This is a genomic window from Tannerella sp., assembly GCF_030528505.1.
Lineage (GTDB): Bacteria > Bacteroidota > Bacteroidia > Bacteroidales > Tannerellaceae > Tannerella.
This window is the reverse complement of record NZ_JAUMYS010000002.1, coordinates 53260-78186: the sequence shown is the minus strand read 5'-3', so window position 1 is coordinate 78186 and position 24927 is coordinate 53260. Positions and strand designations below refer to the sequence as shown.

Below are 24927 nucleotides of genomic sequence, written 5' to 3'. Positions count from 1 at the left end.
ATTTTAATTTATGTATTATATTCTTTTGTAATGCAATTGCACAAGTCCTGTGTCGTAAGGGGTTACGCTGATGAGTTTTAGTGGCTGTTCGGGTCTGTTGTCGTTAAACAATTTTGTGCCGTTGCCCACCAATATCGGAATGACGGAAATGATGAGTTCGTCCAATAAATCGCCCTTCAAAAGTTCATTCACGATTTGAGCCCCGCCGTCGCAATAGATGTTTTGGCGACTTTCTTTTTTCAATTTGCCGATGAGCAGCGATATATCTCCCGTATAAAAATGAATGTTCCCTGCGGAAGGTCTTTCGGTTTTCGTCAGTACATAAACCGTTTTTTCCTTATGCGGAAATTCCCCTACCGCATTCATTACCCAGTCGTATGTTTTTCGTCCGATAATCAGCGTATCCACCGTTGATATAAAACGCTCAAAACCATAATCTTCTCCTTCTTTTTCCACGATGGATAAGAAACTTAAATCGTCATTGGGCTTGGCGATATACCCGTCCAAACTCATTGAGATATACAGAATTACTTTACTCATATATTATATTGTATATTGGTTATTTCTGTTTTTGATGTAACCATAAAATCAATCGGTTTGACAGAATTTCGCTTTTCGTATTTTTCTCAAATACAATCCGATACACAGATATATCAATAATGCAACTGCCCCAAATGTTGGCGAAATGAGTAGCGTTTTGTCGGGTGGAATTGTTGCGAATCCTTCGGAAATTAGCGGATTGAGAGCATCTTCCATTGTGTGCATTAAAATGACCACCCACAGTGAACTCGAAAGGAAGAAAACTTCAGTGTACATAATCGTCCAAATACCGACTACCACAAAGCCATAAATAAAAAGCCAAAGTCCACCATAAGGGAAAAATTTTGCAACATAAACATCGTCCAAGAGTATCAAATAGTACGGCAAATGCCAGATTTGCCACACCAACGCTACCACCAGATAAATCAACCATTCGTTTTTGGTAAGTTGCTCCATTTTTAGGGTGAGATAGCCTCGCCAAACCGATTCTTCAAAGATATTTTTGATAAATTCGGGCAAAAAAGCGACCGCAAAAACAGGCAAATACGCCGAAAAACTAAACTTGCTCACATCTACCCAACCCAGCATATTTCCAATAAATAGCGTTATGCCTATCACCATTGGATACACCGCAAAGGCAAACAAATACCAACGAGCATTTTGCTTTAAATTCGGTTTGAGTGGAAGGTCTTTCCAGCCATCGCCACCGAAAAAGCGAAGCAAAATCATACACAAAAGCGGTGAGGCGATAAAAATCAACGCCCCAAGCGATTCCAAATTGGAAGGTTGCCCAAGTAGCTTATCCACCCCAACGCCCACCCAACCGCAAACAACAGCTACAAGGCTGAACAGGGCGACATTTCTAAAAGTTTTTGATTTGGTGTTCATATTGTTAAAGGTTTACATTGTTTTTTTTGAATGAAATTTCATTTTAGGTGTAGAAATGATGTTACTTTAAAATATCCCAAATTTTTTCTTCATCGTACACAAACATTCCCACTGCGACCATTTTTTACAAAACTGCTACACCACCGGCACGCCCAATTGTTCGGCAAGAGCATAAATAACGTATTTGTCATCTTTTTTCACTACGATTAGATTGCAATCGTCATTTCCACTGGCAAGGTCAAGCAAGGTGTACTCGGTGTGGAGTTCCAGTTTTTCTCGGACAAGCTCCCAATTGTTGCCCACTTCCCTGAAAGTCATTTTAAAAGGCTCTCCGACTTTATTGGAAATAAACCGACACAACTCTTTTACGTCAAACTTCCAATCGTCTTTAAAGACATCCAATTTTTCGACAAATGCCCAATATAGCAGGTAGTCTGTTTGATAATCATCAAGATACTCCAAATCTTCTTTGTACCAGACACCCTCATTGATGAGTCTTTCGGCAAAGGCTTGGCGATTGTGATTGATATTTTTCCAATCGGTTTTTAGTTCGAAAATATCACTGTTTGTCAAGTGGTTATTATAATTCAACAGATGTACCAATTCATCAAAGGCTTCCTCGTCGGGCATATTTTCCTTCTCAAAGACACCTTTATTATGTTGAGTCTCAATTTCAAGTTCTTTGCAGACTTCCTCCGTGAATTTAAGCATTTGGTCAAAATGAAATTTTTCGGTTTTGCTGGCAAATTCATAAATAAAAGGCTCGCTGTCAATCATCGTTTGCTTGTATGTAGATTCCGTATCAACGTCGTTACAGTGCATATAGCCAAAATGTCCATTATCGTACAAAATCATCGCAAACGAAACGTTATGACTTTTCGTTGATTTATTGTTCTTGTGGGTTTTAAACAGCAATTGCATGATCATAAATCCACGTCCTTCACGAATATCTTGCAACTGTTCGGGACTAAGACTTTTAAGCCCCATCTTATGAAAAATGCTGTTAGTCAGTCCGATTTCCTCTCTATAATCATAATCTTCCGCTACGTCATAATCCACAAATTGGAAGGGCATATACAAAAAAACTACATCACCAATCCATTGACCATAAGCGTTGTATACGTTTACATTACCTAAGTCTTTGTCACGCATATATTCGTATATCTTCAGTAAGTTTTCTTTCATTTCAATATCCTTAAAAATATAATTGTCTTAATTTCATTATTTCAATATCTCCAAAATCTTCTCTTCATCATACGCAAACATGCCCGTAGCTACGAGCGAGGCGATTCCGTGTACCAACATCCACGATTTGGCAATGCTGTTCTTTGCTTCCTCTTCGGATAGTTGTCGGTATTCTTCCGAGCTTTTCATCAATTCCACGATTTCCTGATTTTCGGGGAAAATATCGGTAAGCTTTACATTCATAACATTGTCGATATAAACTGCTTTGAATAGTGCCGGCTCAGTATGAGCCATCCGCACATACCCCAGTCCCAAATCCCAAAAGGGATTGCCCGTTTTTGAGTAACCGAGCATTACATTTTGAAGGTAAGAAAGTGCTTTTTGACAGACTTCGGCTTTGAGGTCGTCCATATTTTTGTATGTCCAATAAATGGGCTGCGTGGAACAACCGATTTGTTTGGCAATGTTTCGGGCAGAAAGCACCGCAAAACCTTCTTTACGCACCATCTCGAAAGCGGTTTCGATGATCACTTCCTGCGTTATTATTGTTGATTTTGGCATAATCCCATTCTATAACAATTGTAATATAACATGTGTTATGGACGCAAAAGTAGTGTATTTTTCCGAACCGGCAATGTTCTAAATTAAAAAAGGAGAAAATATCGGTTCAACCAACCGATGTTAGCTTTTTTATCCCCGTAGGTATGATTATTACTGACGATATACGATTTTTTGTAACTTTGTAAGGAAATAAATTTAACAATCAACTGATTGAAATCCAGTGCAATATAAGTTCGCCCTGTTTATTTGGATGTTGCAGGCGAACTTAGGAATATGAGGGCAACTATATGTTTGGACGAGAGGAGAAACAATCTTGTTTATTCACGGCGTACATTCTAACCGTAACGAAACTCTTTTCCCAAAAGGTTTCAAAACCCCAGAACACCAACTCTTAATACCTTCAAGAGCAGAATGCTATTATTTTCTGTCTTTTCGATGAAAATGCTATGATTCCAAGCTTTACAAACGGCATCGGGTTCTTTGGTGGCAAGTACTTTTTGCCGCTCATCGATACGCTCAAAGTACAGTGTATGCACCTCGCCAAAGGGCAAGCAGCCGTAAAGAAACATTTTCGTTTTCACGGGCTTCCCAGCGTCCCAACCTCTGGAAATTTTCCGCTGATAGGTTTGAATTTTACTTTCCCTTTGGCGATAAATTCCAATAAGGCGCTGGTTTTTATGAGTTTCCAGACTTTTCCACACCAATAACAGTATGTGTGTGTGAAGTAATAATCAACCGATATGTTTTTACCTCTCTGTTATTGTAGGAGATACTACCTCTTACTATCATAAGGTTCAAAATCTTTGTCTGTAAATTTGTTGAAAATAAAATTCATAGTTTTTGATTTTTTACTTTATAAATTCGCTACTTCCGTTGCCATTGTTATCAACTTACTCAATGTGTTGAAATTACGAGTGGTAGCGATGATTTTCAGTTTCTTTTCTAAAAAATTATTACTCAATTTGCTTCTGCTGGCATTGGTAGGAATGTACATATACATCGCCTGAGGGGTAAAGTCAAATTTTTCTTCTCCGAAATCCTGCCTTTTGAGTTCACTTGCCAATGGTAGCGGTAGTTCATCATTAAAAAGCGTAAAGAAAACACGCTTAATATCGTGGTTTTCCGTAAACGGATTTTTGCTCAAGACCTGTTTGATTTCCTCAGCGGTTTTCACCATCACGGGAAGTTCTGCTCCAATGTTTTCCTTGATGAGTTGGTGTACCTTCCCACTCACTTCCACAGAAGAACCATGCGTTTGCAAGACCACATTTCCGCTTTGGATATAGGTTTTTACATTCACAAAGCCGCCTTTTTCTAAAATCTCTTTCAGAAAAGCCATACTCGGAATTTTGTTTTTTCCGCTGGGCGTTACACCACGCAAAAGGACGATGTAGGTGTTCATTTCTTCGTTGTTTACTTTATAACTTTCACTGCGTAAAAATGATTTTAATAATATTTTTCAATTCCTCCAAATCCGGCATTTTTTTTATTCTCTTTGGTTTTCATCATAAAGTTGTTCAGGCGTTTTTCAAATTCTTCAGGGCGTTTTCTGGCAGCATCAATATAGGCAATACGGATCCGCTGATAGGCATCTGAAAAATGATTGAAATTTTGCCATATGGTCTTATCCGCTTTGAGTTTATCCAAAATATCATCAGGAAACACAAAAGGTTCCGATAATACTTTTTGAACCTCTGATAAGAGCGTCGGATGTATTTTTTCGTTTTCAAAAAGCCACTTCAATCTTTCTTTGTTGGGTTGCGAATACGGACTTCTCAGTTTACGAGGTGTAAAACGCTGTATTCGTTCCGTTTCGTTTAACGATTTTACCGTGCTGTCAATCCAACCGAAACAAAGGGCTTCTTCCACAGCATCGTTGTAGGAAACGGCTTTTCGGTCAGAAGTTTTTTTCGGGTGAACAAACCACACTTCGGCAGCGGTTTCAAAATTAGTTTCCAACCACTTACGCCACACTTCACGAGTTTCAAAGTATTTTATAGATTCTGTTGTGGGCATTTTTGCATATTTATCGTTATTTATTTTACGCTGATAAAAATATCCACTTCGGATTGGTTACCGTTTTGGGATTTTTCGCCGTACACTTCAAAATCGTACTGGTAGGCACGATGAAGTGTTGCATCTTGTTGCCAAATGGCTTTCCAAGTTTCTACAACGGCATTCGGCATTTCCCCTTTGGCAATGAACTTCTGAAACTTCGCAGCAGGAAATTCTCGCCCGATCATTCCGTTTGGAATTTCATCTAACGAACCGACTTTCTTTCCGATAATCGCGGTATAATCCCCCTGATAATCAATTTCGTAATCGGTGTACATCGCGATAATTTCTTCCGAAATGGCGTTCGGAATGTTTGAAATGGCTTCGCTCATAAATTGCCCCCAAAGTTTGCCCAAATCTGTTGCGGCCTGTCCGTTGGCATTGGTCGTTCGTACCGCTATCCCGATGATTTTAAATTCGTTTGTCATACTATTTGTTTCTAAACTTTATACTTTCCTTCTTTTTACCAAAACCATAATTCCCAATCCGAAAAATGCCAACAGATAGAGCCCCACAAAAAGAGTTTTTAGCAGACTGAAAAAAGGCAGTGCCGATAAAATTGTATCCGAAAGCGACGGAAAGCGGTAAAGCGATATGCCGATCCCGATATTTTCCAAATAATCAAAAACTGCCGCCACTACGGGTAAGAACGCCACGAAACTCAGCTTTTGCAGGTTGAGTTTCTGCGTGAAATGCCTTAAAATTTTCCCATAGGTAAAGGCGTACAATAACGGATATAGCATATCAATAGGTAATTGCCTGTACAGGTAATAATTTCTCCCTTCGGTTTCCAAATACTCCAAAAGACGCACCACATATTCGCCATCGTAAAACGGAACGACATCAATAATATCCAGCCCATTGGCAAGACGGTTCAGTGTGGGGATGGTGATGAAAACCATCAGTAAATACACCGCCATGGTGATGATAAAATACAACCAAAGTTTTGTGGTATGTTTCATGTTTTTTTGTTATCTCGTTTCTTTGTTTGTTTTTTCCAGCAACATTTCGAGCATTTTTTCGAAACGCCTTTCTTTGGTTTCCTGTTTTTTGGCTTCGGTTATCCATTTGAGGTACTCGTTTTTGTGAGACGGACTCAGTTTTTGAAACACCGCATACGCCTTGGGGGTTGTTTTCAGGAAATTTTCTACATCAATACTATCGTTTATTTGATTTTTTTCCATCGCTTTTGCCGGTAAATGTAAAATTGCTTTGCCCATAGGGCGACTATTTTGGAAAATATTCCCGCATAAATAATGATTTCGTCTGTATAACGAATGCTATTATTTTCGGCCTTTTCAATAAAAATGCTATGGTTCCAAACCTTGCAAACGGCATCGGATTCTTGGGTGGCAAGTACTTTTTGCTGCTCGTCGATACGTTCAAAATACAGCGTATGCACTCCGCCAAAGGGCAACCAGCCGTAGAGCAGCATCTTGGTTTTTACGGTGCTTCCCTGAGTCCAAAGCTCTGGGAATTTCCCGCCGATGGGTTTGAATGTTACTTTCCCTTTGGTGATAAATTTCAATAAAGCGCTGGTCTTTAAGAGTTCCCAAGCTCTTTCTACATCCATACCAATATGCGAGGCTATCCTCAGCCGATATGCCGTTACTTGTTTGCCGTTGTAAGAAATGTGGATTTTTTCCATTATTTCCCTATTTTAAAATTCTCTATTCTTTCCATACACACATCAACTTGTGAGGATAGGATATCTCTTTTTCTAAGATTTAACAATTATAATAAAACCCTGTAACCTCCATGCGCATGCCGAAAAATTTTTCCAATTGGGGTAAATATTTATCCAAATCATACTCTTTGGTACTGAGGATTTCTTTTGGGTATTCTTCGTTTTCGTAATACACCCGCAAGGTATCGGCACCACTGCCTTTGGCAGGAAGCATTCGGTCGATGTCCACTTTTTTAATGCCTGATAGCGGAAAAATATTGGAAAATTTGCCCGCACTTACTCCGATTTCGTTGTTTACTTCGTCTCGCCACAAAATGGCTTGGTCGCCGAATTTTTCAGTAAGCAGGGGCGGACGGCGTTTTACAGCTTCGTTTTCTTGGTAGTTCGTAGTAATTCCGATATGTTCTTTTGGAAATAAAATAGAATCAGCGAGTTGCATATTGTTTTCGTTTTCAATTGGGGTGACTAACTCCCAATAATCACGCGTATTGATAATATTACAAAACACATATTGATGTTGCGGTTCTCCATAATAGATGATATGAAAGGAAATCTCATCTTTCCGAAACCAAGAATAGAGGTTCCCGTAAGCTTTGTAGCTTTCATCAAGGGGTAAATGCTTTTCCAATTGATGATGAACTTGCCAAAAATCAAATTCGAGGACTCCTTTTTCACCGTAGGCATAGTACTCTTGCACGGCGATATCACTACGCTGAAGGTTGTGTATGCGAAATTCAAGTTTTGAAAAAAGCAGATTGCCCACACGCACCGGATATTTGAAATAATAGTATTCATAAACCTCGTAATCCAAATCGAAGGGGCTGTCCCATTCCACCAAGGGCGAATCGATGACTTCCTCATAAGTAGCGTCCCACGAAAAGAATTTGGGCTCAGGCGATTGCACTTCAAAACCGAGGTGATAATCGTTGTGATTAGCTGAAAGCAAGATGATTTGTTTCATCGTTCATTTGTTTTTTTAGACCTGATACACAACTCATTCTGACGAAAATATCTAAAAGTTGTGCAATAGCTACGCTGTAAGTCCACCGATAACTTCGTCATTTTGCCTTGCAATCAAAATGATACAATGTTCCTTCTCGGATAATTTTTCCAAGATAACTCTCCTCAGGCATTTGAAAATCTTCCCAATCAAAAGCATCTTCGTATGTCCAAAGTAAACCTTTGAAATCCTCTGTATTTTTTTGTAATTGTAATTATCAATTCGTTTATCATAACGATCTCTTTTACCCCCCCTTTTACTCACCTCCATGCCACTCCCCAAAGACACACATAAGGTCTGCATTCGTTATGATTGTTGATTTTGGCATAAATCCATTCTATAACAATTGCAATATAACGTGCATTATAGATGCAAAAGTAGTGTGTTTTTCCGAACCGGCAATGTTCTAAATTAAATAAGGAGAAAATATCGATTCAGCTGATGAATGCGACCTTTTTTATCCTCGAACACTCATAAAAGCATGTCCTTATCACTCGAAATAGCCCCATATGAAGGCGAACGGTTTGGGATAGTTCACTCGCACCGTATCCTTTTCAACGTGAATAACTTCGCCTTCACCGGCCAGCTTCACAAAACGCTTTCCTCCGATATCGGCGGGCGATACGTCGTACTTCCCTTCCGGTAGCGGCGTGTGTTCCCGGAATAAAAGCACGTAAATCCGATGACCGGAAGTACTCACAAAGCCGGGGAAACTGTATCCGTCAGGCTCTTCCCCTACCGGACGGATAACACCCTCCTGCATCCGTCCTCTTTCCGACTGCCAGAGACGAATCAGTCGAGAGATCTTAAAGGCTTCGGCGGGCAGGCTTGTCGCTTCCATCCAAGCGAGCGGTTGCCCCATCATGGTAACGGCAAAGAGATAGTCGAAAGGTACCTCTGTCGGTTTCAGGGGGTCATCCGGCGGATACCGGTTCGCGTTGCGCCATTTATTGAGCCATTCCACCTGAATCCGTTGCACGGGAACATAGTTAGCCAAAGACCAGATGTTTCGCAGGGTCAAGTGGGGATAATAGTTTCCCCAGTCGGTATACCGGTTTTCGAGAAAGATGTTTCCGAAACGATGAAAGTAGAAGAAGCCTCCCCGCTTTCCCGCCGTTACATCCATATTGAACTGCAAACGATTGTCGCTCTCCGCCTGAGCTTCGCGCAGCATTCGATGCACACGGCTCTCCGACAGGCGATCTCCGATTTCCACTCCGTCGATTTTTATCCAGGACACCCCGTGCTTGCGGTGCAAGTCGAGCAGGATATTCCGGTCGCGCTCCCACGCGGCATACCGGTTGTTCTTGGACGGGTTGAACCAGAGCCCGAGCGATATGCCGAGGGAGTCGGCTTTCTCCTTCACCTTGCTCAGTCCATGCGGGAATCGGGTACTGTTTACCTCCCAGTCGGACGCCTGCCAGTCGTCCCATAGAAGATTGTTTTTTTCGGCCGAGTTTTTCGACAGACCTTGCTGCCATCCGTCGTCGATCTGATAATGGGTAATGCCGAGTGCAGCAGCCGCCTCCAACTCGTTGAGGATAAACGATTCGTTGATGCGGCTGTCCTTGTTTCGGTCGCCCCAAGTGTTCATGGTCAATGTATTGTCGCGATGAGGGAGGTATTTGTGAACCGCCAGCTCGTATTTTTTGTACCTATCGAGCGCTTCCTCTTCGCCGGCGGCATACATGATCGAGAACAGAGGATATGCCTCTTGCCGGCAGGTATCGCACCCGTCGGGAAAGTCGAATCCGGGCGAATGCACCTTGAAGCCTGTGAAATCGGTGCTGAAGTCGAAGCCGGCGTAAGCGGACTGCGCCTCCTGCAACGGCGCCATCTTTACGGCCAGATGCACCTCATCGCTTCGCCCGTTGCGGTTGGCGAGCAGAATCGACCCTCTGTAATATTGAGGTTTGCGGTAGGGAAGCTCTCTGCTCGACCGGACGATGTTGGTATGGTGGTCGGTCGCTTCGCGGAAAGAGACGACCCGCACGCCAAAATGCGGCACAGAGAAAGGCATGAAAAAGTAATGCGGCCGGTCGCCTTGCAAGCGTTCGGGATTCTCGACCGGTTCGGAATCGGCCGAAGAGGCAGCCGGGAACAGGCTGTTTTTCCCTTTCAAGGAAAGCCGCCATTCGATGCCGGGGCAATCGTCGTAGACGCACAGGCTGCGCGTCAGTTCGTACTCCTTGAAAGCGGCGTGCAGGTTTATCCGCGTATAAGCCGAACGCCTTTCGGTCGCCTCCGACCGGATGATGTCCCACGATGTGGCGGCGGGGCTTTCACCGTCGCCGCTCCTGTCGGAGGAAGTCGCGGGAAACAGGTCGCTCGCCGTCCGCGACAAGGGCCTTGCCCATAAAAGCCGCAGCGTTCCTTTCTCCCAGAGATAGACCTGCTCGCTTACGCCGTCGATTACACAAAGGGTCTTTTCATCGAGCCACGTAAACGGCCGATCAGGTTGTGCCGTGAGGGTTAAAGGCAGAACGATGTAACAGACAACAAGCGTGAGAAGGTGCTTTCCGGCCCACATACTCATTTCCGGATTTCAAATTCGTCCAACAGGTGATCGGTCTCGCTGTACGCTTTATACACGATCTTATCTCGTGTGATTTCGATGTATTGATACGAACTGACGTTGGGAACGGCGACGTCCATCCACGGCTGCGTCTCCAGATTGTAATATTTATTTCCGGTTACCGTAACGGTAAATACGGGATGCGAAGGGTTGGTGCGGCTTTTGTTGCGTTCGGGCAACCCGCCCCGCGCATAGGTATGGTCATGCCCTTGCAAGACTAATCCGATCTTGTCGCGATACTTCTCAATCACCGGCAGCCAGTTCTCTTGCAGCCCTTTGTTATTGCGGTTCCGGGCTCCCGAAAATACGGGATGGTGCCACACAAGTACCGTCCAATCGTGTGTAGTCTTGCTTAATACCGAGTCGAGCCATCGCCCCTGTTCGTCGAGTTTTTCGTTCGAATTTAACACGATAAAACGGACAAAGCCGAAATCGAGGTAGAACGGGCCCGCATCCCACGTGTAGGGGAACGGGAAAGTAGACGTCCAATAGGCGGATAGCTGTACTTTCCGGCCGTTCAAGTCTTTCAGATATTCGTGGTTGCCCGGTGTGGCGATCACAGGCATGGAGGTATTCACATCGTCGGCCGCCGTATGCCATTCGGTCCATTCGTAATCGTTGTTGGCATGATTGATGAGGTCGCCGATGTATACCGCGAGCTTTGCCCGGTTGAATCTTCGGATGGCCTGTTTGTAAATCTTTGCCGCATGATTGTAGATGCCGTTTTGCGTATCGCCGAAATAAAGCAAGCCTATCGTATCGGTGAAATGTTGATGTCTGTACGTATGCCAGGCGCTCCACTGCGGGGAGTTTCCCACTCTGTATTTATAGATGTTGCCGGGGATCAGGTTGCGGAGAACCGCCTTGTGGTAGTGCATCGGGTAATCTTTGTATCGAACGACGCTGACCGTGCTCTCTATCCGTTCGCGCCGATCTTTGGGAAAGGTGATCGAGTCGCCGGGGATGATTTCTACCGTTCCGCTTTTCACGGTGGTATCGGTTCTCCACGTAACGGCGATCTCCTTCGCCTCGTCCGACAAAGGCACGAGCGTGATCCGGTCGGGCAGCGACGACGGAGCATAGCGCAACAGAGGCGTCTTAGGTTCGGAACTTTCCTTATCCCATTTGGCCTGTAATTCGGGCGATACCTCTTGTGCCGTCAACCGGCAGCTTCCCGCCAGAAGTAAGAGGATAAAAAAGAGATGATTTGTTTTCATTTTTTCTTGTCTTTCGTCGGGCAGATACCTGCTCTTTTGTGAAGAAACAAGTATCTGCCGGACGTCGTTCTTTTATCTGATCGTTCCATCGGGATTTTTCACCCAGCCTTTTGTCCAGTCCTCCGCAGCGTTCTTCACAGCTCCCGCAAATGCGGCGGCCGAAAAGAATGCGTCTAACGATACGGGATCGAAGGTACTCTTCGGCTCGGCATCGGGGACAAAGTCTTTGACACCGATTCCTCCGACGGCTTTGAGCGTATAATTCCCTCCTTCCAGCTTGGTCGCGTTATTATGGAACGGATTGGAGGCTATGGTTCCGTCGGCGTTAAAGGTACCTGCAAACGCTTTGGCCAAATCTCGATACGGGTCTTTGGGCACGTTGAAGACATAGGAATAGGCAAATACCGCCGATCCGTTGAGATCGGTTATTTTTACTTCTTCGACGGCTCTGATGCCTCTTCGAGGGAATTCGGCAATAATCGAGTTGTACACTTTCGAAGCGGAACTGCCTCTCATCCGCATGCCGTGCGTATTCTTTTTTGTCTCGGCACCGGGGCCCAACAGCGTAACGTTCGATACCACAGGCGAGGCCTCTTCACGGATGGTGAAATCGTCGTTTTCTTTGAAATATTCCGAATTGACGGAGATAAGGAACTGCATCTTTCCGGCGTATTTGTCGCCCAACCGGTACGATCCGCCTTCGCAATCGGTGGCTACGATGTATTTCAACCGGGCTTTTCCGTCGGTAATCATGACGCCTTCACCGGACGACCGGTATACCTGCACATGGTCGATTTGAGTCGCTTCGCTTACGTTTGCAAGCCGAAAAGCACGTTCGCCGGCATACTCTATCCGCACATAGCTCACTTTCCCGTTCGAGGAAGCGGACTCCGAACCGCTCAACCGGAACTCCGACCAGTCTCCGCTTTTGGCCGGATCCGCGGGTGTCAGCGTTTTGGAGCTGGTGAATACGACGGGCGCCGAAGCCGTGCCGACGATATCCGCCTCGCCCTGAATCTCGATCTTGACGGGTGACGCAGCTTTCGCATTCATGTACACGTGTACGCCCTCTTCGATTTTCAGCTTCGATCCGGCCTCGAAGGTCAGCGCATGAGGTACAAAATAGTTCCGTTTTTTGATCAGGGTGATTTCGCTCCCCGAGGGTACAATGCCCTCGGTTCCGATATTCAAGCTGTACAGCTGAGTTTCACCGACGGTGATTTTCGGGTAAAGAGCCGTTTTGATTACGAACGGAATCTCTTTGCTGTCGACGTCGTTGGTGTTGCTGAGGATAAAGCCGTATCGAAGTACCTCTCCTTCTTTCAGCCCATTAGGCAACGCCTCGGTCGTATATACGAACTGTGTTGCCGTAGGATGTACCGGGAACTCCTTGAGGAATCCTCCGTTCTTCGTAACAACCACCGATTTGGCTCCTCCGTCTCCCTCGAGAGCCAGAGAAATCTTTACCGTTTCTCCCGGTGCCAGATCGATGGAATCAGCGCCCGTTATCGCTATCTTGGGCATAGCGAGCTGAGGCTTGTCGTCTTTGCAGGATGTGCCGCCGATAATCGCCGCCAGAAACAGTGCAGCCATTATCCATTCATGTCTTTTTGGTCTCATTGTACGTACTGTTTAATCGTTAATAAATTCATCTCGGTTATCTGAAGGAACCGTCCTTGTTCCTGAACCACGACCCGCCGGCCGTCCAGTCGTTCTCCGGGTCTACCGCGCCGATATAGGGGGCGCTCGTAAACCAGCCGCTCATGGCCGTAGGATTGTAGGAAACAGATTCGATTCCCGTAAAATTATTGATGGAGATGCCGCCGACGGGCGTCTCTTTCAGATTGTAGCGATTGCTTTTAAAAAAATAGTCTTTTGCCTCCTGTTCCCAGTTGGCAAAGTTGTCGTAAGAACGCATGTTGTCGATCAGCATGCTGCTTCCCAGCGATTCGATGGGGAGGTCTTCCACACGCACGGCGTCGCTCGGAAACTGCGTAACAATGGCGTTATGCAGAATCCCCTGCGCCCCCGTTCGGATTCTTATGCCGCGCCGCGTGCCGTGATCCGTTCCTTCGTCATACCCGTTGCCGACAAGCGTAATGTTGCTGAGCTTAAACGTGGTGCGCGGTTCTTTTTCGTAGAACGAGTCGTCGTTCCTGAATTCGATGCTGCGCGCCTGATTCCAGTAATTGACGGGGATAAGCGTGGCCTTGATGCCGGTTTGGAACAGCCAGAACTGACCGTTACCCTGCCACCCTTCGTCAGCCCAGATGCCGTAACCGCCATGCTGGATGCCGGAGATGTATTTTAAAGAGACTCTTCCGCCCCGTACCCGAAAGGCGTTGTTATAGCATTCGAACACCTGAACATATTCGAGCTTCGTGCCGCTTCCCACTCCGAACAGCTGCAAGGCGTGATACTGTTTCTTTCCGGCGTATTCGATCCGGACGAATCGCAAGCGTCCCGAATTGTCCGAAACGTGCGTGCCTCCGTACCTGAATCCGTCGCGCAGCACCGTTTTCCCGGCGTTCGTAGGAGCATTCCCGTGAATCGATACGCCGCCCCAGTCGCCACGGGCGGGATTTCCCGAAAGCGTTTTATCGCTAGTGAAAACAATCGGTTCGGAACGTGTGCCTTCGGCTGTGATTTTACCTCCCCGCATGACGGAAAGCAGGCTGAGCTTGTCGTTGTTCGAGAACGTGCGGAAATAGACCGTCGTGCCCGGCTCGATCGTGAGCGTCGCCCCTTGATCGACACTCACAATGCTGTCGACCATCCATTTCTCTTTTTTCGTGAGGATAAGGTCTTTGTTGATTCTTCCGTAAATTTTCCGAAATGTATGTCCGCCCCGGACAAAATCGACGATCCTGAACGGCTCGTCCACTCGTATGATTACCGCGGGAGAAGAAACGGCTCGTCCTCTCCGGTCTTCCATTCTGAAAACGAGCCTGACTTCATCGCCCGTTTGAGCGTCCTTCGCCACACGGTAGGTGTAGCCGTATCGGTGCGTGAACAGTTCCTCGGTCTCCAGCGTCTCTATAACCGACTCGTTGGCGAGCACTTCGAGCTTCTTTATTCCGGCCAACGACTGGGAGACGACGCTTAGTTCCACCTCGCCCCCAGGCTCTTGAACCATAGCGTTTCCGTCGTAATTTTCAACGACTACCGTTGCTTCGGGAAGCTCGATCTCCTGCTCCCTCTCGCATCCTGCAAGCATCAGCCCAACCATCGAAAAAAAGAATAGCAATTTGAATTTCATGTTCTCTGTTTTTTTATGTTTTTCTTTTGCAACCATGGGGATTAAAGTCTGTAAGTGATACCGAACCGCGTCCACCAGCCGAAATAGGCCAGGCGCGAGATCTGACGGTTGTTTCCCTGATACTGACGGGCGGGCGAGTTCGTGATGTTCACAAATTCGGCATAGAGGCTGATCTTCTTCGTAATCTGCTGCGAGAGATTCAGATCCAGCTGAAACCGGTCGTCCTGAATAATATCGTCGTTCTCGTTGCTGGCCACCGAATGGATGTACGAGCCGTTGTAATTGAGGCTGGCCTTGCTGCTGAACCCTTTATAGTCCCACGAGAGCGAGGCGTTTCCGGTATGCATGGCCTGTCCCGGCAGCCGCATGTTGCTCCGGTCCTGCGTGCTGGCATCGCTTCCGGTGAAGGTATAATTGAGGTAGGCGCTTAAACCTTTCATCGCTCCGGGGAGGAAATTGAGCTTGCGCATAAAATTAAACTCGAAACCGTAGACCGTCGCTCTTTCGCCGTTCTGCTCCTGACGGAACTCGAATCCGGCCGTTTGAGGGAAGCCTGGATAGTCTTCGATGAGCGAAGGAATGATTCTCGTGAACTGAAAACGGTTCATGTTCTTGTAGAACAGTCCGGCGGAAACGACTCCGCCGCTGCGGTTGTACTTCTCGAACATCAGGTCGATGTTGTTCGACAGCGAAGGTTTCAGGTTGGTGTTCCCGATAAACAGCCGCGCCGCATCGGCGTCGTAATTGATAAACGGCACGATATCCACGAAGTTGGGTTTGGCGTAAGAATGGGTATAGGCGAACCGGAAATTGGTGAGCTCATCGAGGCTGTACTTGACGTGCACGCTCGGCAGCAGAAAGCCGTAGTTCGTTCCGCCGCTGATGGGAGTCGCTACGATCTTCGTACCCGACCGCTTCACATCGAACGCACTGTAATTTACATCGTTGTACTCGTACCGCACTCCGGTAATCAACAGAATCTTTTTTATCTGAATGCGGTTGATCAGATAGGCGGCGTATACGTTCTCCTTAGCGTTGTAGGTATCGTTCTTCGACAGCCGCTCGGCATCCCACGAGTCGTCCGACTCGGTAAGCAATCGCCGGTGCGCAGCCATATAACGGGTAAACTTTTCTTTATCCACTCTGGGGCCGAACGCATACCTTCCGTTCAGAAACTCCTTCGGCTCGGTGTTTCCGGCAACGTGCGCAAAGGCTTCGGCCAGATTTACTTCCTGATTCGGATCGAAGAAAGAAAGCACCCGGTTATTTCGGAACTTATCGTTCGTTACGCTCCGCACCTTTCCTCCGAATTTAAAGACGCCTGCGTAATCTTTCAGCATGTAGTTTTTCTGAAGATTGAATTTCCCCACGAGGTTCGAGGCGTCGGTCGTTCCCATATCTTCTTCGTACCTCCTGAAATTATCGAACAACAGCGGATTTTTGATATTCAACGGAACGATCGGCCTGAACTGAGGCACCTCGGCCAATACCCCCCGCGGATTGTCGGCTACGATGGTTACATCGTTGCGCGCGAAATCTCCCCGGGTACTGGTATGGTCTCGCTTCGAAACGGTATAGAACGTACCCCAATCGAGCGTCCAGCGGCCAAACCGGTGGGTCCCTTCGAGGTTGAAGTTGTGGTTCGACTTGATCTCTTTCCAGAGATTTATGTCGCGGCGGATTCTTCCGCGTCTCAGGCTGTCGTGCGTAATCCATTCCGACCCGCTTCTGTTGAAATCGAATCGCAGGCGGTTGCGCACGTCGTCGTCTTTCCGGTAATTGTACATGTAGTTGAAGACGATTTCGTGATGTTTCACCTTGTAGTCGAGCGTAACGGTCGTGCCCACACGTGTACGTTTGTTCTCCGTCTTCCGGAACTGAAAATCTTCCGGCATGATGAGACGTTCGTTCACCATCTCGACCGGTTTCTTGATGCCCGACCAGGAAGCATCCATCCGGTCTTCGGAGTTGTTGTTCCCGTAATAACTTCCGCTGACCAGCACGCCGAAACGTCCCTGCGAAGTGTTCGCGTCGGGGAAGAAGCGCCGGCTGAGTTGCAGTTTGCCGATGTAGTTCAGTTTCCCGGAGAGGTCGTTGAATCCCATCCCGAGGTCTCCCTTGACGCGGAGCTTGTCCGATCGTGCGGTCGGGGTTCTCAGGTTGATGTTTCCGCCCACCGCATCGCCGTCCATATCGGCCGTCAATGCTTTGGTGATCTCGATGGAACCGAGCTGGTCTGCCGGAATCAGATCGAGCGATTCGGTTCTCGTCCCGCTCTGCTGTACCGACGCGAGTTGCTCACCGTTGATGCTGATGTTGGTGAAATGCTGCGGCGTACCGCGTATGGAGACGGTGGAACCTTCGCCTTTGTCGCGGGCAATGTTGATCCCGGGCAATCGCTGCAACGCCTCCGCCACATTTTTATCGGGAAACTTTCCGATGAGGTCGGCCGAAACGACGTTCTTGATGTTGTCCGCAGCCCGTTGCTGGTTGAGCGCCCGCTGCTGACCTTCGAAGCTCCCCACGACTATGACTTCGGCCAGCACCTTGTCTGCCGGCGACAAACGAATCCTCATCACCTGATGATGGTCGGCAGGCATGTTTACGGTTTTTTCTTCGGTCTTGTATCCCAGATAGGAAAAGGTAAGCACGGTTTTTCCGCTCTTCAGGCCGGTCAAACGGAAATGCCCCTCCAAATCGGTGGCCGTGCCGTTGTAATTGGCCTGATCGTACACCGCTGCTCCGGGAAGAGGTTCCTGCGTGTCGGCATCGATAATTGTCCCTTGTATCTCATAGGTTTGCGCTTGTGCCGACATCCCCGCAACGAGCAAGCAGAAGGTCGTAACTATAAAAAGTAAGAGTCTTTTCATTTGTTTTGTTTTTCAATGATTGTCTTTTTAGAAAATAAAAGTATCTAACCGTTTGTCATCTAACCATACCGTATGTTCATCTTAAACCCGAATCCCCAATAATATCTCTATGCGCGCCCTCTTCATGATTTGTTTTGCGAAGTTAATCTTAATTTACCAATATCCATCATTTATACGGTTACCAAAAAGAGGAATTATGTTACACAACCGCCGATACAGTCCACAGAACGCTAAAATCCAATGGCACGAATGCGAACGGCGCTCAAAACAGGCTCCCCGCTGACGGGGTGAAATCGGATCGATAATCCGGCGTTATCTGTTGCCGTATATCTGAAGGTGATCCTGCACGGCACATTCAAACCGTAGCTGCCGCCCAGATCGATTTCGGGGAGAATCGTCGTTCCGTTGACCGATATGCCGAAGACTCTCCGCCCCGGCTCGTAGGCAATCTCTTTGTCCTCGTCGGCAAAGCGCCGCGATTTTTTCACGTAGTCGACCATCAACAGCTCGATCTCGTACGTTCCGTCAGGCACGTCGGCTCCGAATCCTTCCGGGTTTACACGCATCGTCTGGTAGAGAGGGTCTTCTTCGTCCACAGCGAGGATATCTTCCTTAGTACCCACTTTGCCCCCTACGTAAAGCGGCTCTCCGCCCACAACGCCCCAACTGCCCTTTTCGTACGTCCGTTCGGGAAGCCAGTAGAGGTCTGTGCGGGTATCGATAAAGGCGTAATTGGCCCCGACATTCATTGCCAACTCCGACGCCATTCCATCCGGACGGAACGGAATCAGCCGAGCCTCGATTTGCTTCTGCGGCGTATTCGGACTGTTCGGTGCGAGAGACAACAGATGCTTCCCCGGAGCGAGCTTCATCTCCCACTCGGCCATTCCGTTTTTTACCTCCGCTTCTCCGAAGAGACGGTTGTCTACATACAGCGACAAGCTCTTTTGATTCGAGAATGCGTGCATCCGCACAGGCACCAGTGTATCGAATGGCGAAGTTGCGGCGTGTATCCACCGGTTGCGGAAAGGATATCCCAATCGTGCTACCGGCTTTTCCGACAGCAACGCCTGCATCAGAAAATAGGCGTCTTTGGGTTTTCTGTCGGCCGTTGCCAACCCTTTGTTGTTGATGTGGGAAGTAGCGTCCACCCTTCTTTCGGAACTGAAATCGATCAGATTCCACAGCGCGCCTCCGGCAATATAAGGCCGGTCGAGGATTTGCGTAGTGATGGAACGGGTGAAACGGATCTGCTCTTCGATGGTGAAATCGAACTTCTCCGGTTTTTCGGAATACAGCCGCACATCGGAACCTGCCCCGTATTCGCTGATCAAATGAATGCGCTTCGGATATTTGCGCCGCTGTTCGTCCATAAACGTCCCAAAATCTTCGTATTTGCCGTAATACCAACCGTGATACAGATTCCATCCGGCAATCATCGGGATATCCCCCAATCCGGTCTCCTCGTAGGCGGGATAATTGTGCATTGCCATGGCCGTATACCGATGTGGATCGAGCTCCCGCGCAACGTCTTCGAGATGTCGTGCCAGTTCGAGCGTCGCCCGGTTCCTTCCGGCAATCTCCTCTTGCGGCTTAAACCGGTGCGCCCAATAGATCTCGTTCATATAGGCCCAGATCACCACCGAAGGGTGGTTGTAATGCTGCTTGATCATCTCTTTGAGCATCACGGCCGCGTTCTCGGCGTGTTTCGGGCTGAGGGTTACCTCGTTTACGAGAGGTATCTCCTCCCATACGGCAAATCCCAGCCGGTCGGCCTGATCCAGCACTTCCGTAGCCTGCGGATAATGCGCATTGCGCAAAAAGTTGCCCCCCATCTCTTTGAGCAGACGCAGATCCTGCCGGTGCATATCGTTGCCCAACGCATTGCCGTAGGGTATCCTGTCCTGATGGCGGTTGGCGCCCATCAGTTTGATGTTTTTTCCATTGATGAAAAAGCCTTTTTCCGGATCGAAACGAAACGTTCTGAATCCGAGCGGCTGCGACAGATTGTCGACTCGTTTGCCCGCTTGTATCAGCTGGCTCTCCACGTAATACATCGCCGGATGATCGGGACTCCACAGATCGAAATTCCGCACGTCCGAACAGGTTACCGTCACAACCGTATCGCCAAAGGCAGGAATCGTTACGGCGGTGGTTTCCGTCGCCAAAGCGGAGGCGATGTCTTTCCGGACAACGGTCTCGAGCGTCAGAGCTTGAGGCACGTCGCTCCGATTTTGCAGGTGGTACGCGATGGTTACATCGGCGTTGTGAGGCGTTACCCGGGGAGTGGTGATATAGATTCCGGGACCTCCGTAGTCCGACATGCTGAAATGCTGTTCGCCCGTGGTGATCAGATGTACCGGCCGGTATATACCACCGAAGAAGGTGAAGTCGGCCGACAGGGGCGGCACGTCATCCCGATGGCTGTTGTCCGCTTTTACGGCGATGTACTGCTCTCCCGACGCCTCGAGGAAAGGCGTTAAATCGACGTTGAAAGCAGTGTAACCACCCGTATGTTCTCCGGCCGGTTTCCCGTTTACAAACACTTCGGCCGTTTGATTCACCCCTTCGAACCGAAGAAAATACCTTTTTCCCTTCTCAGGGACAAGGCGAAATCGTTTCTTATACCAGCCGACGCCGCGATAGTATCCTCTCTGCCCGTCGGCGAGCACATCCTTATCGTTCCAGGTATGAGGAAGCTGTACGGCTTGCCATCCGGCCGTCGCTCTATCCGGCAAGGCGGCGTCGGCTTCATTCTTCGAAAAGAGCCACCCGGAGTTGAACGAGATTTGGGAGCGCCCCCCGTCGGCCGATTGACCTGCAGGCGACGCCACATCCGGCAAACAATACACCAAAACCAAAAGAAGCAATGCACGACGTATCATATCCAATCTGTTTTTTGATGCGAAATTAGATGATCCATTCAACAGTCGCTTGTTTCGATGTTACGAAAAAGAGAGATTATGTTACATTTTCACATGAAATGAGGAAGAAGGAGGCTTCTCTCTATTTTTTACGCTCCAATATCCGGAACCTGTTTGATTTTGTGAAGGTAAAAATGTATCTTTGCGCATGTAAGTCATCGCTTAAATTAGCTCTTTTAGAGAGATATCGATGATAGGATTACGTATCTTTATGAGTTAGACAAAATAAAAAGAATGTAGTATATGAAAGGTAAATTTTTGATTTTAACCACTCTAATTCTGACCCCATACATCGGTTCCGCTCAGTCGGATCAATATACTTATCTTGTTGATAAGCTATGTCATGAGATTCATCCGGAAAAGATTAAAAAGCTACCTCCAGAGAGAATCCAAACAGAACTAATCCAACTTGGGAACAAAGTGAGAATAGAGAACCAAGACAAAGTGAAGGAATTAATGAGTGAATTGAGACATAAATATCCAAATTCGTCTAATAAGAAAATATTAAAAGAGTATTTAAAGAATTTCACGTATCAGGCTATCGATCAATGTCCCGTTTATTTTGAGTTAATGCTACTCCCATTAGGCGATTGCCCAAAAGATAACAACACGCTGATCTTCATGAAGCAGGAAGTCGAAAAATTTTTAATTGCAAATTCAAACAAGCCCTATACTGAATTAAGTGATTTAGTAGTCGAACATATTGTTAATACCGTGTTTAACAATAAAAAAATGATTCAACAAGATTACAAAGACGGGATTCTAAATCCTCAATTTAAGAACGATCTGAACATCTATCTTTATCATAAATCTAAAAAATACACGCAAGTATCTTTATCTTCGCAGATTGAAAAGATGTTTGATGTGCAATAACTTAACACCCTTAATACATATATTTTCTTTGTTATCAGAGAACATTAAAAGAATCTCGACTATCAGTTTGTCTCAGACTTTCTTATAAGGCACAAACACTAGCAAACCGTTAAAACCCGCATGGACTATACCATGTGCTGGGTGTTACTATTTTCTCATCAGTGCGTTAATGGAATGTTCTATGCTATGTGAACTGGGTCTTGCCGCATACAGAAAAACAAGGAATCATTCTGCTGCCTTTCTTGAGAATTCCCCCATTCGATACATTAAAAAAATATGAGATTTATCAGATGCAAATTTGCTGATTCTTTTCTCTTTTTTCTATTTCGGAATTTGGGTTTAGTCTTTCAAATTCCTTATGTAAGAAATAGACACAGGCAGCCATAATTAATACCGAGCCTAAAATTACGAATATCAAGTTTATCAATCCACCATACATATCCACCATGCTTGCATTCATGTATGAGTCGACATCTATAAAAAATCTCATCAAAAATCCACTCAGATTGGCTGCTGCATGTATTATAATAGAAAACGATAAACTTCTGGTTCTGTAATAAACCCATCCTGAAAAAAATCCTATTATGAATCCGGTTACAAATTGCCAAGGATTCAAGTGCACCAATCCAAAAAGCAAACTAGAAACCAGAATAGACTTTGTTGGAGAATATCTTTTTAATAACCCATCTAAGATTATTCCTCGAAATATTAATTCCTCGAAAACTGGAGCAGCAATGACCATTAAAATGAAAGTAAAAATTCCTGTCTGGCTTACAAGACCCATAAGTATTTTTTTTAAACTTTCCGGAGTTGGTATTAGACTCGTAATTGGTCCGACTATTCCCATAAGCAGTGCTATTGTTCCTATAACTATAAACGGGATTATTCGCTTATTTTTAATTGTCAAATTAAACGTATGACAATTGGTCTTTCTTTTTCTAATTAAATGCACTATCCAGAAAGGCACTCCAATGGATAAAAGATAATAGATTAGCACTGAAGCCTCTTTTCCGATAAATTTGTTTAATAGTAAATCCACAGGACTAAACAATACTACTCCTAAAATTAGGATTCCTGTAATCCCAAAGCTTTGAGATACGCTCGGATAACTTTTTGTTGTCGACTCTATCATTTGTTTTATTTTTTGGTAACACACAACGATGAAAGCATTGGCCGTATGGGAGTTCTTGCTCACTTACCGTCCAACGTTTCTGCTCTTGCCAACTATCGACGAACTTGCCAATCGCTCTGAAAACCACATAGTAAACACTCTATGCCTTATGATATAAATTATTCATCTTCAATCGGTGTAATATTTCATAGATGCTTTCTGTAGCATATATTATTAAATCTCAATTAATTTGAAGTTGACGTAGCAGCCACAGTCGATGCAACTACAGCTGCAAGAATAGCCGCGTTCATTTCTTTAATCACCTTGTCAACTCCTTGGGATATCAAGTCGGCTTGAATGATCTCTCGCAATTTTGTCTTACAAATTTTTAATTCTCTTCTATCTCTACCTATGACTTTATACATTTTGCACGCGTCGATTAAGCCTAGAATCATTGATCTATCATGATCTATTTGTTTCGCATAAAAAATTACATCTCTAACCTCATTAATAATTTGCTCTCTAACTGCAGTATTGGTCAAACGTGTTTTATAATAGCTGAAAAACAAGAACTTTCTTGGCTCTATTTTTAGGTATCCTTTTCTTTCAAGCACCAACAGTATCTCTTTTTGATATCTCCTACTATGCTTTAATAATCTTGAAATCCACGTTTTTATTTTTCTTGTTTTTGTGGACTTTTCAAATTGCTTAAGTACCTTCTTATGCACTATTGATAATTTCGTTTCTGTCGATTTAAGTATCAATTTCCCTGCTTCTATATTAATTGTGCCTTCAAGTGATAAGTCAAGTAAAATTGCCCCTATTAAACCAACATTTCTAACTTGATCTGAAACTAAAAATCTTGATTTTTCAGGATGCTGAATTAAAATCAGAAATCGTTCCGCTGTATTTTGTTTCATGGTCGTTTATTTATGCCATACAAGGGCAAATATACACATTTTGTTTATTTTCCACATATTCTTCATATATCTTTTTATTTACATACCTCTTAGTTAAAAGAAAATCAGCTTAATTCCACAAATACAATCCAATATCCAAAACCATATAAAAGAAGTTAAGAAACCACCATTCAAACAACCAATATCTCCAAGCATCCCATCCGGAAAAGATAATACAATCCTCTCCCCCTTCCCTCTCAAAAAAATAAATTACTTTTGCCTCAAAAACCGAAAAAATGGGAAGCAATTACAGCATTACCGAACAGTTTGGGGCCGGTCTCGCCGAGTTATTAGCCGAAAAAATCGGCACCGTCTATCCTGAGTTTGAGGCAGACCGCTTTATACAAGACACCGACAGCAAAACCGTTGGACAAAGTTACACCCAACGCGTGGCTACCCTTGCCGAGCTGCTAAGAAATTATCTTCCGGCGGATTACGAGAAGGCTTTGCCTGTTCTGATGGCTGTTTTGGGCGAGGAAAATCCCAACGAAACGGGGATGTTTACCCATTATTATTGGATTTTGCCCATCGGCAAATTTGTGCAGGAATACGGCATCGAGCATTTCGAGCTTTCGATGCAAGCCATCGAAGAGATAACCAAAAGAAATACGGGCGAGTACGCCGTTCGGCCCTACATCCGAAAATATCCCGAAGACTCGCTCAGAATCATCGAAAAATGGGTGAAATCGCCCAATTTCCATTTGCGCAGATTGGCCAGCGAAGGGCTTCGTCCGAAGTTGCCCTGGGCCAGTAAACTGGATACGTTTATAGAAAATCCCGCGCCCGTTTTCCGGATCTTGGAGCTGTTAAAAGAAGACGAAATACTCTTCGTGAAAAAATCGGTTTCCAACCACCTCACCGACTGGCTTAAAGTGAATCGAGAAGCGGTACAGCCTCTGATCGGGCGTTGGAAATCTTCCGACAATACACATACCCAATGGATTATAAAAAGAGCCACACGAAAGATACAATGAGTTGTCCTTGCCTCTTTGTTCCTGTCCGGGCTTGACTTCCTGCGCTAACTTTGCTTAAAAATTTAGGACTTACAAAAAAATGAAAACCAAAAAAATGATCTTTTTGCTCTTGTTGTCAATTGTCGGTTGCTTAGCAATCGGGCTTTTATGGCTTTTCCGGAATCCGTCTTACGAAAAAACAAGTAAAACATTCATACAAGCATCGGATGCTGCGAATAAAAAAGAAATTCCGGCTTTTAATTTATCTTT

At 45.7% G+C, this 24927-nt stretch carries 22 protein-coding genes; 2 read left to right on the top strand and 20 right to left on the bottom strand.

The window, feature by feature from the left end; all coding sequences use genetic code 11:
- Positions 1 to 15: 15 nt before the first annotated feature.
- The 18 genes from Q4A89_RS00835 to Q4A89_RS00750 form a co-directional block, all read right to left on the bottom strand.
- Complete coding sequence (locus Q4A89_RS00835; protein ID WP_303182988.1) at positions 16 to 540, bottom strand: dihydrofolate reductase family protein; 525 nt, start codon at positions 538 to 540, stop codon at positions 16 to 18.
- Positions 541 to 588: 48 nt separating this feature from the next.
- A complete protein-coding gene (locus Q4A89_RS00830; RefSeq protein ID WP_303182986.1) occupies positions 589 to 1428 on the bottom strand; it encodes a CPBP family intramembrane glutamic endopeptidase in 840 nt (279 codons plus the stop codon).
- A gap of 135 nt (positions 1429 to 1563) precedes the next feature.
- Positions 1564 to 2613, bottom strand: a complete 1050-nt coding sequence (locus Q4A89_RS00825; protein WP_303182984.1) for a hypothetical protein — start codon at positions 2611 to 2613, stop codon at positions 1564 to 1566.
- Between the two features lie 36 nt (positions 2614 to 2649).
- A complete protein-coding gene (locus Q4A89_RS00820; protein WP_303182982.1) occupies positions 2650 to 3174 on the bottom strand; it encodes a TetR/AcrR family transcriptional regulator in 525 nt (174 codons plus the stop codon).
- 368 nt (positions 3175 to 3542) lie between these two features.
- Positions 3543 to 3878, bottom strand: coding sequence for a hypothetical protein (locus tag Q4A89_RS00815; protein ID WP_303182980.1), 336 nt, complete (start codon positions 3876 to 3878; stop codon positions 3543 to 3545).
- 149 nt (positions 3879 to 4027) lie between these two features.
- A complete protein-coding gene (locus Q4A89_RS00810) occupies positions 4028 to 4576 on the bottom strand; it encodes a DUF1697 domain-containing protein (RefSeq protein WP_303182978.1) in 549 nt (182 codons plus the stop codon).
- A 44-nt stretch (positions 4577 to 4620) separates the two neighbouring features.
- Positions 4621 to 5190: a YdeI family protein gene (locus Q4A89_RS00805; protein WP_303182976.1), complete on the bottom strand. Its 570-nt coding sequence runs from the start codon at positions 5188 to 5190 to the stop codon at positions 4621 to 4623.
- Positions 5191 to 5210: 20 nt separating this feature from the next.
- Entirely contained in the window at positions 5211 to 5657 is a 447-nt protein-coding gene (locus Q4A89_RS00800; RefSeq protein WP_303182973.1) for a GyrI-like domain-containing protein, read from the bottom strand.
- A gap of 18 nt (positions 5658 to 5675) precedes the next feature.
- Positions 5676 to 6191: a hypothetical protein gene (locus tag Q4A89_RS00795; RefSeq protein WP_303182971.1), complete on the bottom strand. Its 516-nt coding sequence runs from the start codon at positions 6189 to 6191 to the stop codon at positions 5676 to 5678.
- Positions 6192 to 6200: 9 nt separating this feature from the next.
- The gene (locus Q4A89_RS00790; protein ID WP_303182970.1) at positions 6201 to 6413 is read right to left on the bottom strand and encodes a YdeI/OmpD-associated family protein; all 213 of its coding nucleotides are present in this window, start codon (positions 6411 to 6413) and stop codon (positions 6201 to 6203) included.
- Positions 6395 to 6877, bottom strand: coding sequence for a hypothetical protein (locus Q4A89_RS00785; RefSeq protein ID WP_303182968.1), 483 nt, complete (start codon positions 6875 to 6877; stop codon positions 6395 to 6397). The genes Q4A89_RS00790 and Q4A89_RS00785 overlap by 19 nt, the downstream gene beginning before the upstream one ends.
- Before the next feature lie 79 nt (positions 6878 to 6956).
- Positions 6957 to 7877, bottom strand: a complete 921-nt coding sequence (locus tag Q4A89_RS00780; protein ID WP_303182967.1) for a hypothetical protein — start codon at positions 7875 to 7877, stop codon at positions 6957 to 6959.
- Between the two features lie 529 nt (positions 7878 to 8406).
- On the bottom strand, positions 8407 to 10446 hold the full coding sequence (locus Q4A89_RS00775) for an alpha-galactosidase (RefSeq protein WP_303182965.1): 2040 nt from the start codon (positions 10444 to 10446) through the stop codon (positions 8407 to 8409).
- A gap of 2 nt (positions 10447 to 10448) precedes the next feature.
- Complete coding sequence (locus tag Q4A89_RS00770) at positions 10449 to 11708, bottom strand: metallophosphoesterase family protein (protein WP_303182964.1); 1260 nt, start codon at positions 11706 to 11708, stop codon at positions 10449 to 10451.
- Positions 11709 to 11780: 72 nt separating this feature from the next.
- Positions 11781 to 13328, bottom strand: a complete 1548-nt coding sequence (locus Q4A89_RS00765; protein WP_303182962.1) for a hypothetical protein — start codon at positions 13326 to 13328, stop codon at positions 11781 to 11783.
- Positions 13329 to 13365: 37 nt separating this feature from the next.
- On the bottom strand, positions 13366 to 14967 hold the full coding sequence (locus Q4A89_RS00760; RefSeq protein ID WP_303182960.1) for a hypothetical protein: 1602 nt from the start codon (positions 14965 to 14967) through the stop codon (positions 13366 to 13368).
- Between the two features lie 41 nt (positions 14968 to 15008).
- Positions 15009 to 17837 (bottom strand): TonB-dependent receptor, encoded by a 2829-nt coding sequence (locus tag Q4A89_RS00755; protein ID WP_303182959.1) that lies wholly within the window; start codon positions 17835 to 17837, stop codon positions 15009 to 15011.
- A gap of 230 nt (positions 17838 to 18067) precedes the next feature.
- Positions 18068 to 20722: a glycoside hydrolase family 2 TIM barrel-domain containing protein gene (locus Q4A89_RS00750; RefSeq protein WP_303182957.1), complete on the bottom strand. Its 2655-nt coding sequence runs from the start codon at positions 20720 to 20722 to the stop codon at positions 18068 to 18070.
- Between the two features lie 282 nt (positions 20723 to 21004).
- Between Q4A89_RS00750 and Q4A89_RS00745 the strand changes: the two genes are divergently transcribed.
- Complete coding sequence (locus Q4A89_RS00745) at positions 21005 to 21634, top strand: hypothetical protein (protein WP_303182955.1); 630 nt, start codon at positions 21005 to 21007, stop codon at positions 21632 to 21634.
- 286 nt (positions 21635 to 21920) lie between these two features.
- Here Q4A89_RS00745 and Q4A89_RS00740 read toward each other — a convergent pair whose 3' ends face one another.
- Together Q4A89_RS00740 and Q4A89_RS00735 are read right to left on the bottom strand one after the other, a co-directional pair.
- Positions 21921 to 22766: a CPBP family intramembrane glutamic endopeptidase gene (locus Q4A89_RS00740; protein WP_303182953.1), complete on the bottom strand. Its 846-nt coding sequence runs from the start codon at positions 22764 to 22766 to the stop codon at positions 21921 to 21923.
- Positions 22767 to 22990: 224 nt separating this feature from the next.
- Complete coding sequence (locus Q4A89_RS00735) at positions 22991 to 23665, bottom strand: GPP34 family phosphoprotein (protein ID WP_303182951.1); 675 nt, start codon at positions 23663 to 23665, stop codon at positions 22991 to 22993.
- Between the two features lie 275 nt (positions 23666 to 23940).
- On the opposite strand from Q4A89_RS00735, the gene Q4A89_RS00730 reads away from it, so the two are divergent.
- Entirely contained in the window at positions 23941 to 24678 is a 738-nt protein-coding gene (locus tag Q4A89_RS00730; protein ID WP_303182949.1) for a DNA alkylation repair protein, read from the top strand.
- Positions 24679 to 24927 lie beyond the last annotated feature (249 nt).

Coding starts and splice junctions, on each gene's coding strand:
- Q4A89_RS00730 (WP_303182949.1), top strand. CDS start 23,941: ATGGGAAGCAATTACAGCATTACCGAACAGTTTGGGGCCGGTCTCGCC.
- Q4A89_RS00820 (WP_303182982.1), bottom strand. CDS start 3,174: ATGCCAAAATCAACAATAATAACGCAGGAAGTGATCATCGAAACCGCT.
- Q4A89_RS00760 (WP_303182960.1), bottom strand. CDS start 14,967: ATGAAATTCAAATTGCTATTCTTTTTTTCGATGGTTGGGCTGATGCTT.
- Q4A89_RS00745 (WP_303182955.1), top strand. CDS start 21,005: ATGAAAGGTAAATTTTTGATTTTAACCACTCTAATTCTGACCCCATAC.
- Q4A89_RS00830 (WP_303182986.1), bottom strand. CDS start 1,428: ATGAACACCAAATCAAAAACTTTTAGAAATGTCGCCCTGTTCAGCCTT.
- Q4A89_RS00735 (WP_303182951.1), bottom strand. CDS start 23,665: ATGAAACAAAATACAGCGGAACGATTTCTGATTTTAATTCAGCATCCT.
- Q4A89_RS00755 (WP_303182959.1), bottom strand. CDS start 17,837: ATGAAAAGACTCTTACTTTTTATAGTTACGACCTTCTGCTTGCTCGTT.
- Q4A89_RS00835 (WP_303182988.1), bottom strand. CDS start 540: ATGAGTAAAGTAATTCTGTATATCTCAATGAGTTTGGACGGGTATATC.
- Q4A89_RS00750 (WP_303182957.1), bottom strand. CDS start 20,722: ATGATACGTCGTGCATTGCTTCTTTTGGTTTTGGTGTATTGTTTGCCG.
- Q4A89_RS00780 (WP_303182967.1), bottom strand. CDS start 7,877: ATGAAACAAATCATCTTGCTTTCAGCTAATCACAACGATTATCACCTC.
- Q4A89_RS00790 (WP_303182970.1), bottom strand. CDS start 6,413: ATGGAAAAAAATCAAATAAACGATAGTATTGATGTAGAAAATTTCCTG.
- Q4A89_RS00825 (WP_303182984.1), bottom strand. CDS start 2,613: ATGAAAGAAAACTTACTGAAGATATACGAATATATGCGTGACAAAGAC.
- Q4A89_RS00740 (WP_303182953.1), bottom strand. CDS start 22,766: ATGATAGAGTCGACAACAAAAAGTTATCCGAGCGTATCTCAAAGCTTT.
- Q4A89_RS00805 (WP_303182976.1), bottom strand. CDS start 5,190: ATGCCCACAACAGAATCTATAAAATACTTTGAAACTCGTGAAGTGTGG.
- Q4A89_RS00775 (WP_303182965.1), bottom strand. CDS start 10,446: ATGTGGGCCGGAAAGCACCTTCTCACGCTTGTTGTCTGTTACATCGTT.
- Q4A89_RS00765 (WP_303182962.1), bottom strand. CDS start 13,328: ATGAGACCAAAAAGACATGAATGGATAATGGCTGCACTGTTTCTGGCG.
- Q4A89_RS00795 (WP_303182971.1), bottom strand. CDS start 6,191: ATGAAACATACCACAAAACTTTGGTTGTATTTTATCATCACCATGGCG.
- Q4A89_RS00770 (WP_303182964.1), bottom strand. CDS start 11,708: ATGAAAACAAATCATCTCTTTTTTATCCTCTTACTTCTGGCGGGAAGC.
- Q4A89_RS00810 (WP_303182978.1), bottom strand. CDS start 4,576: ATGAACACCTACATCGTCCTTTTGCGTGGTGTAACGCCCAGCGGAAAA.
- Q4A89_RS00800 (WP_303182973.1), bottom strand. CDS start 5,657: ATGACAAACGAATTTAAAATCATCGGGATAGCGGTACGAACGACCAAT.
- Q4A89_RS00785 (WP_303182968.1), bottom strand. CDS start 6,877: ATGGAAAAAATCCACATTTCTTACAACGGCAAACAAGTAACGGCATAT.